The sequence below is a fragment of the Variovorax rhizosphaerae genome (assembly GCF_037889975.1).
Taxonomy (GTDB): Bacteria; Pseudomonadota; Gammaproteobacteria; order Burkholderiales; family Burkholderiaceae_C; genus Variovorax; species Variovorax rhizosphaerae.
In genome coordinates, this window is record NZ_JBBKZT010000029.1 from 13034 (window position 1) to 26219 (window position 13186).

General features: G+C 65.9%; 12 protein-coding genes. 6 read left to right on the plus strand and 6 right to left on the minus strand.

Annotated features, from left to right (window positions below):
* Position 1: 1 nt before the first annotated feature.
* The 3 genes from WKW82_RS35245 to WKW82_RS35255 form a co-directional block, all read right to left on the minus strand.
* On the minus strand, positions 2–751 hold the full coding sequence (locus WKW82_RS35245; protein WP_340347755.1) for an electron transfer flavoprotein subunit beta/FixA family protein: 750 nt from the start codon (positions 749–751) through the stop codon (positions 2–4).
* Between the two features lie 115 nt (positions 752–866).
* Positions 867–2144, minus strand: coding sequence for a mechanosensitive ion channel family protein (locus WKW82_RS35250; protein WP_340347756.1), 1278 nt, complete (start codon positions 2142–2144; stop codon positions 867–869).
* Positions 2145–2163: 19 nt separating this feature from the next.
* Positions 2164–3117 (minus strand): histone deacetylase family protein, encoded by a 954-nt coding sequence (locus WKW82_RS35255; RefSeq protein ID WP_340347758.1) that lies wholly within the window; start codon positions 3115–3117, stop codon positions 2164–2166.
* 68 nt (positions 3118–3185) lie between these two features.
* Between WKW82_RS35255 and WKW82_RS35260 the strand changes: the two genes are divergently transcribed.
* Genes WKW82_RS35260 through mltB form a run of 4 tightly spaced genes read left to right on the plus strand, consistent with a single transcriptional unit; the run spans position 3186 to position 8231 of the window.
* Positions 3186–4106: an AAA family ATPase gene (locus WKW82_RS35260; RefSeq protein ID WP_340347759.1), complete on the plus strand. Its 921-nt coding sequence runs from the start codon at positions 3186–3188 to the stop codon at positions 4104–4106.
* 7 nt (positions 4107–4113) lie between these two features.
* Positions 4114–5088 carry a DUF58 domain-containing protein gene (locus tag WKW82_RS35265; RefSeq protein WP_340347760.1) on the plus strand — a complete coding sequence of 325 codons (975 nt, stop codon included), beginning with the start codon at positions 4114–4116 and terminating at the stop codon, positions 5086–5088.
* The gene (locus WKW82_RS35270; RefSeq protein WP_340347761.1) at positions 5082–7070 is read left to right on the plus strand and encodes a transglutaminase TgpA family protein; all 1989 of its coding nucleotides are present in this window, start codon (positions 5082–5084) and stop codon (positions 7068–7070) included. The genes WKW82_RS35265 and WKW82_RS35270 overlap by 7 nt, the downstream gene beginning before the upstream one ends.
* 57 nt (positions 7071–7127) lie before the next feature.
* Positions 7128–8231, plus strand: coding sequence for a lytic murein transglycosylase B (gene mltB, locus WKW82_RS35275; RefSeq protein ID WP_340347762.1), 1104 nt, complete (start codon positions 7128–7130; stop codon positions 8229–8231).
* On the opposite strand, the gene WKW82_RS35280 is transcribed toward mltB, so the two are convergent.
* Positions 8209–9138 (minus strand): DMT family transporter, encoded by a 930-nt coding sequence (locus WKW82_RS35280; protein WP_340347763.1) that lies wholly within the window; start codon positions 9136–9138, stop codon positions 8209–8211. The genes mltB and WKW82_RS35280 overlap by 23 nt on opposite strands.
* Before the next feature lie 86 nt (positions 9139–9224).
* On the opposite strand from WKW82_RS35280, the gene WKW82_RS35285 reads away from it, so the two are divergent.
* Both WKW82_RS35285 and WKW82_RS35290 read left to right on the plus strand, forming a co-directional pair.
* Complete coding sequence (locus WKW82_RS35285; protein ID WP_340347764.1) at positions 9225–10172, plus strand: LysR family transcriptional regulator; 948 nt, start codon at positions 9225–9227, stop codon at positions 10170–10172.
* Positions 10165–10794 (plus strand): HD domain-containing protein, encoded by a 630-nt coding sequence (locus WKW82_RS35290; protein ID WP_340347765.1) that lies wholly within the window; start codon positions 10165–10167, stop codon positions 10792–10794. Before WKW82_RS35285 ends, WKW82_RS35290 begins: the two co-directional genes overlap by 8 nt.
* A 138-nt stretch (positions 10795–10932) precedes the next feature.
* Here the strand turns inward: WKW82_RS35290 and WKW82_RS35295 are convergent, their stop codons facing one another.
* Both WKW82_RS35295 and WKW82_RS35300 read right to left on the minus strand, forming a co-directional pair.
* The gene (locus WKW82_RS35295; protein WP_340347766.1) at positions 10933–12747 is read right to left on the minus strand and encodes an ABC transporter substrate-binding protein; all 1815 of its coding nucleotides are present in this window, start codon (positions 12745–12747) and stop codon (positions 10933–10935) included.
* 100 nt (positions 12748–12847) lie between these two features.
* Complete coding sequence (locus tag WKW82_RS35300) at positions 12848–13156, minus strand: DUF2160 domain-containing protein (protein WP_340347767.1); 309 nt, start codon at positions 13154–13156, stop codon at positions 12848–12850.
* Between the last annotated feature and the right edge of the window lie 30 nt (positions 13157–13186).

The following is a 13186-nucleotide window of genomic DNA, read 5'->3' on the forward strand; positions in this document are numbered from 1 at the left end:
TTCAGATCACTTTGGCTTCGTTCTTGAGCTTGTCCACCAGCGTGGCGACATCGGGCACCTTGATGCCGGCGCCGCGCTTGGGCGGTTCCGAAACCTTCAGGGTCTTCAGGCGCGGCTTGACGTCGACACCGAGGTCTTCGGGCTTGAAGGTGTCGAGCTGCTTCTTCTTCGCCTTCATGATGTTCGGCAGCGTCACGTAGCGCGGCTCGTTCAGACGCAGGTCGGTGGTGATGACAGCCGGCAGGCTCAGCGAAATGGTCTCAAGCCCACCGTCGACTTCACGGGTCACGTTGACCTTGTCACCCGCGGCTTCGACCTTCGATGCGAAGGTGGCTTGCGGCAGGTCGGCCAATGCAGCCAGCATCTGGCCGGTCTGGTTGGCGTCGTCATCGATGGCCTGCTTGCCGAGGATGACGAGTTGCGGTTGTTCCTTGTCGACCAGCGCCTTCAGCAGCTTGGCCACGGCCAGCGGTTGCAGCTCTTCGGTGGTCTCGACCAAGATGCCGCGGTCGGCGCCGATGGCCATCGCGGTGCGCAGGGTTTCCTGGCACTTGGTATCGCCGCAGGAGACGGCGATGACTTCGGTCACGACGCCCTTCTCCTTCAAACGGACGGCCTCTTCGACGGCAATTTCGTCGAAGGGGTTCATGCTCATCTTGACGTTGGCGATGTCGACGCCTGTGCCATCTGACTTGACGCGAACCTTGACGTTGTAGTCAACGACCCGCTTGACCGCTACGAGAACCTTCATTGGTTTGACTCCTGGGATTTATGAAAACAGGGGATTTGCTTCTCAGTGCAACCGCGCATTCTAGGCGGTGGTCACTTCGCAATCTTTAAAAACGAACGATCGTGCTTTTTAGTGATTATAGGCGAGTGTCCGGCATTGGTGAAGCGCTATTTGCGACGTTCTCGACCCGCACCACCTGTTGGCGGGGAGAGATGTCGATGCCGGCACCGCGCAGCCCCTCGAGGATGGCAATGTTGATGGCGGAGCGCAGGTTGTCCTTGCCCTGGTCCGGATCGGCGATCCAGTAGTTCAGCGTGAACTCCAGGCCATCGGGCGTGAAGTTCATGAGGAAGGCGATGGGCACGGGGTCGCTGAGCACGCGCGCCTGCGCCGTGGCCGCGCCGGTCATGATCTCCTGCACCCGCAACACGTCGCTGCCGTGGCCGACGACGATGCTGGTCGTGAGGTTGAAGCGGCGATCGGCCTGTGAAAGGTTCTCGACGCGGCTGGTGATGAGCGACTCGTTCGGGACGATCGCCTCGCGCCCGTTGCCCGCGCGGATGAGCGTGTAGCGGGTCTTGATGTCGGTGATGCGGCCTTCGAAGGTATCGACCTTGACGTTGTCGCCGATGCGGATCGAGCGCTCCAGCAGGATCACGAAGCCGCTCACATAGTTGGCCGCCAGCTTCTGCAGGCCGAGGCCGAGGCCCACGCCGAGCGCCCCGCCCAGCACCGACAGCGCCGTCAGGTCCACCCCCACCGCCGACAGCGCGAACAGCAGTCCGGTCAGCAGCAGGAAGGCCCGGATCGCGTTTGACGCTACCTTGCGCATGGACAGGTCGGTCACGGCCTCCTGCAGGATGCGCTTCTCGATGGTGGCCGCGATCCACAACGAGATGACCAGCACCACTGCGGCAGAGAATATGCCGTCGAAGATGGTCCGCACGCTCACACGCGTCTTGCCGAAGGACAAGGTGATCTGGTCGAGTTCGGCCAGCACCGTCGGCAACAGCCCCACGATCCACAGCACCGCGCCAATCCATGCCAGCCAGGAGATGGTGCGCTCGATCAGGCTGACCAGCGTGGACTGCGGGAACACCGTCTTGAGCACCCGCGCGAACAGGCGGATCGCCACCAGCGACAGCAGCACCGGCACCGCGATCCGCAGCAACAGCACCGGTTGGTAGCCCACCACGGCGCGCCGCGCAAGGTCGCAGAACAGCAGCGCCAGCAGCGGGAACAGCAGGCCGTCGACGACATACCTGCCAAACCAGATCGATTCCTTCGGCTGGTCTCGACCGAACCAGCGGCAGATCGCCCAAGCCAGCACCAGGCAACCAAGCAAGGCTGCAAGCTCGACCGAAATCGTGCGGAACTCGATTCCGCTGAAGAGCTGACTGAAGTCGCTGGGCATCTACAGGCGTCGACGCTTCCTACAGGTCCGCGAGCGTCCGCACATGCGCTTCCACGCTGCGCGCCAGCGCACCGAGGTTGTAGCCACCCTCCAGCATCGACACGATGCGGCCGTCCGCGTGCTGGCGCGCCACGTCGCGCACGCGGTTGGTGATCCAGGCGTAGTCGTTCTCGTTGAGGCGCATCTGGCCGAGATCGTCCTCGTAGTGCGCATCGAAGCCCGCGCTGAAGAAGATCATTTGCGGCCTGAACGCGTCCAGGCGCGGTATCCACAGCATCTCGACCACCTCGCGAATGTCCATGCCCTTGGTGTAGGCCGGCATCGGGATGTTCATCATGTTGGCGGCCGGATGGTCGGCGCCGCTGAAGGGATAGAACGGATGCTGGAAGAAACTCACCATCAACACGCGCGGGTCGTTGGCAAGGATGTCCTCGGTGCCGTTGCCGTGGTGTACGTCGAAATCGACGACAGCGACGCGCTCCAGCCCGTGCTCCTCGAGCGCATGCCGGGCAGCGATGGCGACGTTGTTGAAGAAACAGAAGCCCATGGCCTGCTCGCGGCAGGCGTGGTGGCCGGGTGGGCGCACCGCGCAGAAGGCGTTCTCGACCTGGCCGCTCATCACCGCATCGACCGCCGCGACGGCCGCACCGGCTGCGCGCCGCGCGGCGAGCATGGTGAACTTCATGAGCGTGGTGTCGGGATCGATCTGCGCATGGTCGGGGCCGCCGGCTGGCGCGTCAGCCACCAGTCGCTGACTCAGTTCCTCGAGGTGCTCGACATGCTCCACACTGTGCGCCCGCGTGATCTGCGGCAGCGTGGCAATGGGAACGTCGATGCGCTCGAGCGCGTCACCGACGCCGGAAGCCAGCAGGCGGTCCTCGATGGCGTCGAGGCGCGCGGGGCATTCCGGGTGCCCTTCGCCCATTTCATGCTTCCAGAAATCGCGATGAATCAGATAACCGGTCTTGGCCATGTCTCTCGTCGACCTTTTACAGCCAAGGGCTGCCAGCCTTACGGTATGGTTTGCATATGGATACAAAAATGGACGTCGCATCAAAGCTCGCCAGTTTGCTCGGGCAGCTTAACACGGTGATCGTCGGCAAGGAGGCCCAGGTGCGCGATTGCGTCGCCTGTTTGCTGGCCGGAGGACACCTGTTGATCGAGGACGTGCCGGGGGTTGGCAAGACCACGTTGGCGCATGCGCTCTCGCACACTTTCGGGCTTCAGTTTTCCCGCGTGCAGTTCACCGCCGACCTCATGCCCGGCGACCTCTCCGGGGTGGCCATCTACGACCGCGGCCAGCAGGCCTTCGTGTTCCACCCCGGGCCGATCTTTGCGCAGGTGCTGCTGGCCGACGAGATCAACCGGGCCAGCCCCAAGACCCAGAGCGCGCTGCTGGAGGCGATGGAGGAAAAGCAGGTGACCATCGAGGGCGAGACCCGGCCCTTGCCCACGCCCTTCTTCGTGATCGCCACGCAGAACCCGCACGACCAGCTGGGTACCTTCGCGCTGCCGGAGTCGCAGCTCGACCGCTTCCTGATGCGCATCTCGCTCGGCTATCCGGATCGCGCGGCCGAACGCGAGTTGCTGGCCGGGGCCGATCGGCGCCAGATGCTGGCCGGCCTCCCCGCCCTGTTGAGCGCCGAGGAGCTGACTGCGCTGCAGCAGCGCGTGCAGCAGGTGCATGCGGCCGATCCGCTGCTCAACTACGTGCAGGACCTGGTGGCGGCCACGCGCAATGGCCGCTGGTTCCTGCAGGGACTTTCGCCGCGCGCCGGCATCGCGGTGCTGCGCGCGGCCAAGGCGCAGGCGCTGCTGGCCAACCGTGACTACGTGGCGCCCGACGACGTGCAGTCCGTGCTGCCGCAGACCGTGGCGCATCGCATGACGCCGGTGGGCGATGCGGGCCGCGGCGCGGTCGAGCAGGTGCGCGCGATGATCGCCGCCGTCCCTTTGCCTTGATGCGGCGATGAACCCGGCAGCGGCCATGCGCCGTCGCATCGATGGCTGGTTTCTCTCGCGACGCGCGCCATCGGACACGGTCGAGCTCACGCAGCGCAACGTCTACATCGTGCCTTCGCGTGCGGGCTGGATGCTGGCCGCGACCTTGCTGGTGCTGCTGGTGGGCTCGATCAACTACCAGCTCAACCTGGGCTACCTGCTGACCTTCCTGCTGGCCGGCAGCGTGGCGGTGGGCATGCATGTGAGCCATGCCACGCTGCGCGGCCTGGCGATGCACCTGGTCGCGCCGGACCCGCACTACGCGGGCGCCGCGGCGGTGTTCCGCGTAGTGCTGCACAACGCGCGGCGCGGCGTGCGCTACGGGATCGGGCTCAGCGTGCGCGGCAGCGGGCAATGGGCCTGGGCCGACGTGCCCTCGCAAGGCAGCGAGACGGTCGAGGTGGCTTTCAAGCCGACGACGCGCGGACTGCACCCGGTGCCACCGCTCACCGCGGAGACGCGCTTTCCGCTGGGTACGTTTCGCGTGTGGACGGTCTGGCGCCCTGCGGCGAAGGTGCTCGTGTACCCCGCGCCGGAACTGCATCCACCGCCGCTGCCCCCGGGTGAGCCGATCGCTGGCCACGAGGCGGCCGCCGTGGTGGCCTCGCAGTTGGCTGGCGAATACGACGGGGTGCGGGCCTATCGGCGTGGCGATCCATTGAAGCTGGTGGTCTGGAAGAAGGCCGCGCGGGCGCAGGCCACGGGCTCGAACGAGCTCGTGAGCCGCGACACGCAACAGGCGCAGCGCCAGGAACTGTGGCTCGACGCGCAAGCCGCCGCGCTGCCGGACACCGAGGCGCGCATGTCCAGGCTGTGCGCCTGGGTGCTGATGGCGGACCGGCTCGGTGTCGACTACGGCCTGCGTATCGGTTCGATCAGCGTGAAGCCCTCGCAGGGGGAGGCGCACCGGCGGCGCTGCCTGGAGGTGCTGGCCACATGCTGAAGCCGTTCCAGCAACTCCGCGCCCTGCCCCGCGATGCACGCGACACGCTGTTCCTGCTGGCGGTGATCGCGCTGATCGTGTTGCCGCAAGTCGGCAACCTGCCGCTCTGGTGCAGCGGGCTGACCGCCGTGGTGCTGGTGTGGCGCGCCACCCTGGCCGTGCAGGCCACACCACTGCCCAACCGGTGGTGGATCGGCGCGCTGCTGGTCGTCACGCTGGCGGCGACCTTCGCGACGCATCGCACGCTTTTGGGGCGCGACGCCGGGGTGACGATGGTGGTGATCCTGCTGGCGCTCAAGACGCTGGAACTGCGGGCGCGGCGCGATGCCTTCGTCGTGTTCTTCCTGGGCTTCTTCGCGATGCTCACGAACTTCTTCTATTCGCAATCGCTGCTGACGGCGCTGGCGATGTTGCTCGCCCTGCTTGGACTTTTGACCGCGCTGGTCAACGCACACATGCCCGTGGGACGACCACCCTTGCTGCAGGCGGCGCGCACGGCGGGATGGATGGCGCTCCTCGGCGCACCAATCATGCTCGCGCTTTTCATGCTGTTTCCGAGGTTTGCACCGCTATGGGGCACGCCAGGCGACGCGATGGCGGGACGCAGCGGGCTGTCCGGTTCGATGCGCGTGGGCGCCATCGCGCAGCTGGCGCTCGATGAGTCCATCGCGGCGCGAATCCGATTCGAAGGTCCGCCGCCGCCCCAGCGCGAGATGTATTTCCGCGGGCCGGTGCTGGGTCGCTTCGACGGCCGCGAATGGAGCGTGCTGGAGCCCTGGGCGCGCGGCTCGGTGCCGGCCAACCTGCGCGTGGAAGGCACGCCAGTGCGCTACGAGGTGACGATGGAAGTGAGCAACAAGCCCTGGCTGCTCACGCTCGACGCGGTGCGGACCAAGCCGGAGGTGCCCGGCTACGAGGCCTTCAGCATGCCGGACCTGCAATGGCTGCTGAACCGTCCGGTCAACGACCTGCTGCGCTATCGGGCCGAGAGCTACACGCAGTACCAGAGCGGGCCGGTGCGGCGAACGACCGGCCTTCAGACCTACATGGGCCTGCCTGCGGGGTCCAATCCGCGCACCGTCGCGCTGGCCGCGAAGATGCGCGAAGACATGCCCGGCGCCGACACGCGCGCCTTCGTCGAAGCAACCCTGCAACGGCTGCGCAGCGGCGGCTACACCTACACCCTGGACCCCGGCATCTTCGGCGACAACACGGCCGACGAATTCTGGTTCGACCGCAAGCAAGGCTTCTGCGAGCACATCGCGTCGTCCTTCGTGGTGCTGATGCGGGCGCTGGGCGTACCCGCGCGCATCGTCACCGGCTACCAGGGCGGCGAACCCAACCGGGTCGACGGCTACTGGATGATTCGACAAAGCGACGCGCATGCCTGGGCCGAGGTGTGGCAAGAGGGCTCCGGATGGGTTCGCGTCGACCCCACGGGCGCGGTGTCGCCGGGCCGCATCGGCTCGCTCAATCGGTTGGCGCCGCAACCCGGCTTCTTCGCAGGCGCCATCGGCACGATGAGCCCAACGCTGGCACAGAACATCCGCGCCGCGTGGGAGGCGGTGAACAACGGCTGGAACCAGTGGGTGCTCAACTACACGCAGAGTCGGCAACTGCAGTTGCTGAAGAACATCGGCTTCGATGCGCCGAGCCTGCAGGACCTGGCCACGGTGTTGATCTGGCTGCTGGTGATCGTGAGCACCGGCGGCGCGGCTTGGACGCTGTGGGAGCGCAGCCAGCATGACCCGTGGCTGCGGCTGCTGGGCAAGGCGCGCGCACGGTTGAAAAAGTCCGGGCTGGACTTGCCAGACGCAACGCCGCCGCGCCAGATGGCCGCGCGGGTGAGCGAGCGTTTCGGGCCCGGCGGGCAGGCCGTGCGCGACTGGTTGCTGCGGCTTGAAGCGCAGCGCTATGCCAGGACGCCGGTCACCGAGTTGTCGCGACTGCGCGCCGAGTTCCGCCAACTGGCATGGCCGTGATGAAACTAACGGCGACGGTTGCTGAGGGAGCCCGCCACGCCCTCACAATCGAGCCTCATGCGACGACTGATCTCTCCTGCCTTGGCCACCGCTGTCTGCCTGACCGTGGCCTCCCTGATCCTCCCTGCAGCCGCCGCCCCCAAGGCCAAGGCCCACGCCAAGCCCGCCGCCGCTGAGAAGCAATCGACCGCCGTGCGCGGCGGCCCGACCTACGCCACGCGCGACGACGCGATGCAGTTCGCCGACGAAGTGGCCGCGCGCCGCAAGCTCGACCCCGAATGGGTGCGCGCCACCATCGGCGGTGCGCGCATGCTGACCAACGTGCCGCGCCTGATGCTGCCGGCGCCCAAGGGCACGCCGAAGAACTGGCATGCCTACCGCGCCCGTTTCATCGACCCGGTCCGCATCGCCGCCGGCGTGCGCTTCTGGCGCAACAACGCCGAGACGCTGGCGCGTGCCGAGAACGAATTCGGCGTGCCGGCCGAAATCATCGTCGGCATCATCGGCGTGGAAACGATCTATGGCCGCAACATGGGCAGCTTTCGCGTGATCGATGCGCTGTCGACGCTGTCCTTCGACTTCCCGCAAGCGCATCCGCGCGCGGCCGAGCGGCAGGCCTTCTTTCGCGAGGAACTGGAAAGCTTCCTGAGCACGGAGAGCCGCACGCATGAAGACCCGATGCGCCCGCTCGGCAGCTACGCCGGTGCCATGGGCATGCCGCAGTTCATGCCGAGCAGCCTGGCGAAATATGCGGTGGACTACGACGGCGACGGCAGGATCGACCTGGTCAACAACACGGTCGACGTGATCGGTTCGGTGGCCAACTATTTCAAGGCCTTTGGCTGGAAGCGCGGCATGCCGTCCACGTTCCCGGTGCAGTTCGACGAGGCACGGCTGCAAAAGGCGACCCTGCTGGCGCCGGACATCGTGCCGACCTTCGGCGCGGACAGCTTTGTCGCGGCTGGCGCGGTGCTGGATGCGCAGGCCGCCAGCTTCAAGGGCCTGCTCGCGCTGATCGAATTGCAGAACGGCGGCGATGCACCGACCTATGTGGCCGGCACGCAGAACTTCTACGTGATCACGCGCTACAACTGGAGCAGCTACTACGCGATGTCGGTGCTCGACCTGGGCCGCGAGGTCAAGGCGGCGATGGAGCAGTAAGCACGGGCATGGGCTTGCGCGCCGGCAGCATGACCCACATGGCCGCTGCGACGATCAGCAAGCCGCCGAGCCAACCCAGGGGCCGAATGTCTTCACCGAGCCAGTGAACGGCCACCAGCGCGCCGAAGACCGGCTCGCTGCCCATCAGCAGCGACACGCGGCTCGGGCTGCTGCGCGCAGCCGCATGGTTCTGCGCAAAGAAGGCGAAGACGGTGCAGGCCATGACCAGCCAGGCCATCGCCCACCAGAAGCCGGCCTGCGTCGGCAGCGGCGCCAGCGAACCCTTGGATTGCACCAACGCCAGCACGAGAGCGCCGACAGCGATCACACCGGCCTGCACCGCGGTCAAGGTCAGTGCCGGCAACGCATGTCGCCCGGCCAGCCGCCGGGTGAGGCAGACCATGCATGCACGCAGGCAGGCGGCGAGCAGCATCAGGCCGTCGCCCCAACCCAGGGACAAGTCGGAGGGCGAAGTCAATGACAGCAAGGCGGCGCCGACCGCAGACGCGCCCGCCGCCCAGAACATCCGTGCCTGCGGGCGCTCGCCGAGAAGCCACCACTCGGCCAACGGCGTGATCGCAACGCAGAGGCTGATGAGGAACGCGGCATTGCTGGCCGTCGTCAACGACACACCGAAGGTCTCGCACACGAAGATGGCCAGCAGGTTCGCGCCGAGGATGCCGGCGACAGCCAGGCCCCTGCATGCCTGCGCACCGAGCAACGGCCTCAGCGCCGGCAGCAGCACGATGAAGGTCAGGCCGAATCGCAAGGCCAGGAACTCCAGCACTGGCAACTGTTGCGTGGCCGTCTTGGCCACTGCGTACCTGCTTCCCCAAACGGCCGCGACGAGCAAGAGCATGAACTCCGCACCGCCGAGATCCGCCCACGCCAACTTCCTGAAACCCATTCGATACCTTCCGATCTTTGAAGGTCGATTTTTCCGGGCGGCATGCTGGCTGACTAGACTGTGTCCCCGAACAAGACTCTTGCGCCATGGGAACGAATGACTTCCTGAAAGTACTGCCCGAAATGGTGAGCTTCACGCGCGTCGCCGAACTGGGCAGCTTCTCCGCGGCGGCCAGCCTGCTGGGTCTGACGCCGTCCGCCATCAGCCGCCATGTCACACGGCTGGAGAAGCAGTTGGGCGTGCAGTTGATCGTGCGCACGACGCGGCACCTGCGCCTGACGGAAGCCGGCGCCGAGGCCTTTGCGCGATGCAGCGAGTTGGTGAAGGCGGCGCAGGACACGATGGCCATCGGGCAGCAATACACGAGCGAGCCCCGCGGCAAGGTAAGGATCAGCGCGCCCAAGGCATTCGCGCGGCATGTGCTGCATCCGCACATCCTCAGCTTTCTCCAGCGCTACCCCGAGGTGGACGTGCAGCTCATCGTGAGTGACCGCGATGTCGACCCCATCCGCGAAGGCGTGGACCTGGTGGTGCGCCTCGCGCAGGATGGGCCGGAGGGGCTGGCCGCCCGGCCGTTGATGGACGTGCAGACCATTCTTTGCGCCACGCCCGACTACCTGGCTCGCTGCGAGGCCATCACGCATCCGCATGACCTGGTGCTGCACAGTTGCCTGTCACTGGGTGAACATGAGCGCGACAACCACTGGCGCTTTCGCAACGCGGATGAAGAAGTGGAGGTCGTCGTTCAAGGGCGCTACGTTGCCAACCACAGCGAGATTCGCCTCGAAGGTGTGTTGGCCGGGCTGGGCATCGGCTGCCTGCCGGACTTCGTGGCGCAACAGGCGCTGGACAAAGGCACCGTCGTGCGCGTGTTGCCGGAATGGGACTTCCAGTCGACCTACCAGGGCCGGGCCTGCGTGATGTATCCGCCGAATCGCTTCGTGGTGCCGAAGTGCAGGGTGTTGATCGACTATCTGGCCGAGGCGCTCGGCCAGCTAACCGTTGCACTGCCAAGGGGTCTGCGCCGTGGATGACCTGCCCCTGCATGACCTTTGGTCGGATGCGCTGGCACGGGTCGGCGTTGCGGAGACGCCATTCGCCGAACAGCTGTTCTCCGAGTTGACCGCACGTTACCGCGAGGCCCACCGCGGCTATCACACGTTGCAGCATCTCGCGGAATGCCTGTCGCTGCTCCAACTGCACATCGACGAAGCCGAGCGGCCCGGCGAGGTGGCGCTGGCGCTGTGGTTCCACGATGCGATCTACGACGTGCCTGGCCACGAGAACGAGGAGAAGAGCGCCGATTGGGCCCGCGACGCGCTCATCGCCGCAGGTCTTTCGGCAGAGGCCGCGCAACGCGTGCATGCACTGGTGATGGGCACGCGGCACAGCGCCATCCCCGACGGCAACGACGCCTGCCTGCTGGTGGACATCGACCTCGCGATCCTCGGTGCGCCGGGGGAACGCTTTGCGGAATACGAGCGGCAGATCCGCATGGAATACGCGCACGTGCCGCCCGAAATCTTCGAGCCGCAGCGACGGGAGTTCCTTTCGCAGTTCCTTGCGCGCGAGCCGCTGTTTCAGACCTCAACGATCCGCGCGGCGCGAGAAGCGCAGGCGCGCATCAACCTGCGAGCCGCCATCACGCGTCCTTGAGGAGGCGCTGAACAGGTCGGCGGGACGCGCATCTTCCAGCCGCAGCCCCAAGCGATTTCTTCAGAAGATCAGCCGCCCTTCTCGCCCACAAAAAAGGCCGATGCAATGCACCGGCCTTGAACACGCGAGCAATGCGGATCAGCGCACCTTGCCTTCCTTCCACGCCGTCAGCAGCTTGTTGTAGTCGATGGTCTCGCCCTTGGGCTTTTCATTGGCCAGCTTCTTCCACGGCGCGTGGTCGTCGCTCAGCATCTTGGCCGGGTCACCCTTGGGTGCGAGCTTGGGCGCGCACTTGGCCATGCCGGCGCGTTCGAGGCGCGCCATCACCTGGTCCATTTCCTCGGCCAGGTTGTCCATCGCCTTCTGCGGCGTCTTCTCGCCGGTGACGGCCTCGGCCACGTTCTTCCACCAGAGTTGCGCGAGCTTCGGATAGTCGGGCACGTTGGTGCCGGTGGGCGTCCATGCTACGCGGGCCGGGCTGCGATAGAACTCGATCAGGCCACCGTACTTGTTCGCGTTCTGCGTGAAGTAGTCGTGCTTGACGTCGCTCTCACGGATGAAGGTCAGGCCCACCACCGACTTCTTGGCCGACACCGTCTTGGAGGTCACGAACTGGGCATAGAGCCAGGCGGCCGCAGTCTTGTTGGCATCGTGGTCCTTGAAGAAGGTCCATGAGCCCACGTCCTGGTAGCCGTTCTGCATGCCCTGCTTCCAGTACGGACCGTTCGGACCCGGGGCCATGCGCCACTTCGGCGAGCCGTCGGCATTCACCACCGGCAGGCCGGCCTTGGTCATGTCGGCCGTGAAGGCGGTGTACCAGAAGATCTGCTGCGCGATCTGGCCTTGCGCGGGCACCGGACCGGCTTCGCCGAAGGTCATGCCCATGGCTTCCTTGGGCGCGTACTTCTTCATCCAGTCGATGTACTTGGTGAGCGCATAGACGGCCGCCGGCGAGTTGGTGGCGCCGCCGCGAGACACGCTGGCGCCCACCGGCGTGCACTTGTCGGCCGCGACCTTGATGCCCCATTCGTCCACCGGCATGCCATTGGGAATGCCCTTGTCCGCGGTCCCCGCCATCGACAGCCAGGCATCAGTGAAGCGCCAGCCGAGCGACGGATCCTTCTTGCCGTAGTCCATGTGGCCGTAGACGGGCTTGCCGTCGATGGTCTTCACGTCGACGCTGAAGAACTCGGCGATGTCTTCATAGGCGCTCCAGTTGAGCGGCACACCCAGGTCGTAGCCGTACTTGGCCTTGAACTTGTCCTGCAGGTCCTTGCGCGCGAACAGGTCGGCGCGGAACCAGTAGAGGTTGGCGAACTGCTGGTCGGGCAATTGGTAGAGCTGGCCGTCGGGTGCCGTGGTGAAACTGGTGCCGATGAAGTCCTTCACGTCCAGGCCCGGGTTGGTCCACTCTTTGCCGGTGCCGGCCATGTACTCGGTCAGCGACATGATCTTGCCGTAGCGGTAGTGGGTGCCGATCAGGTCGGAGTCGGAGATCCAGCCGTCATAGATCGACTTGCCGGACTGCATCGAGGTCTGCAGCTTCTCGACCACGTCGCCTTCCTGGATCAGGTCGTGCTTGACCTTGATGCCGGTGATTTCCTCGAAGGCCTTGGCCAGCGTCTTCGATTCGTACTCATGCGTGGTGATGGTTTCCGACACCACCGAGACCTCCGACACGCCCTTGGCCTTGAGCTTGGCGGCGGCGTCGGCAAACCACTTGAGTTCGGCCTGCTGCTGTTCCTTGGAAAGCGTGGACGGGGTGAACTCCTCGATCCACTTGCTGACTGGATCGGAGGCGGCCGGCGGGGCTGCGGCCGGAGGAGCCGCGGGCGCGGCCGGAGCGGGTGTCGCGGCCGGCGGGGCGGCCGGTGCAGCGGGTTCTTCCTTCTTGCCGCACGCCGATATCGCCAGTGCAGCGGCCAGCGCCAGTGCTGTGTAACGCGTCTTCATCCTCATGTCTCCTCGGTGGTTGCACTTCCCGTTCCAGAATCTTGCTCGGCCCCGGGAAGGCGGGAGGCCGGACTCGAAATGCTCTTCTTCCTTGATTCGCTCAGCCCTTGCGCATGACCAATGCCAACACACCCATCGAAAGCACGAAGCTGATCCAGATCGAGGGCTCGGACTCCAGGCCCATCCACTCCTGCAAGAGGCCCGCGATGCCGATGAAGATCAGGTTGACGTAGGCCGCGGCCAGCAGGCCGATGAAGAGGCGGTCGCCGCGCGTGGTCTCCATCGGCAGCCAGCCCTTGCGCATGACCGTGGGCGACCTGAGCTCCCACACGGTCATGCCGACGAGCATCAGCGCGATGCAGGTGAAGAACACCGCAACGGGTGTGGTCCAGACCATCCAATCGAACATCGAAACTTCCTTTCTTGTCCTTGCTCCTTC

Bases quoted from the DNA above. Each gene is read 5' to 3' on its own strand.
- WKW82_RS35295 (WP_340347766.1), bottom strand. From the start codon at position 12,747: ATGAAGACGCGTTACACAGCACTGGCGCTGGCCGCTGCACTGGCGATA.
- WKW82_RS35300 (WP_340347767.1), bottom strand. From the start codon at position 13,156: ATGTTCGATTGGATGGTCTGGACCACACCCGTTGCGGTGTTCTTCACC.
- mltB (WP_340347762.1), top strand. From the start codon at position 7,128: ATGCGACGACTGATCTCTCCTGCCTTGGCCACCGCTGTCTGCCTGACC.
- WKW82_RS35285 (WP_340347764.1), top strand. From the start codon at position 9,225: ATGGGAACGAATGACTTCCTGAAAGTACTGCCCGAAATGGTGAGCTTC.
- WKW82_RS35270 (WP_340347761.1), top strand. From the start codon at position 5,082: ATGCTGAAGCCGTTCCAGCAACTCCGCGCCCTGCCCCGCGATGCACGC.
- WKW82_RS35260 (WP_340347759.1), top strand. From the start codon at position 3,186: ATGGACGTCGCATCAAAGCTCGCCAGTTTGCTCGGGCAGCTTAACACG.
- WKW82_RS35265 (WP_340347760.1), top strand. From the start codon at position 4,114: ATGAACCCGGCAGCGGCCATGCGCCGTCGCATCGATGGCTGGTTTCTC.
- WKW82_RS35245 (WP_340347755.1), bottom strand. From the start codon at position 751: ATGAAGGTTCTCGTAGCGGTCAAGCGGGTCGTTGACTACAACGTCAAG.
- WKW82_RS35280 (WP_340347763.1), bottom strand. From the start codon at position 9,138: ATGGGTTTCAGGAAGTTGGCGTGGGCGGATCTCGGCGGTGCGGAGTTC.
- WKW82_RS35250 (WP_340347756.1), bottom strand. From the start codon at position 2,144: ATGCCCAGCGACTTCAGTCAGCTCTTCAGCGGAATCGAGTTCCGCACG.
- WKW82_RS35255 (WP_340347758.1), bottom strand. From the start codon at position 3,117: ATGGCCAAGACCGGTTATCTGATTCATCGCGATTTCTGGAAGCATGAA.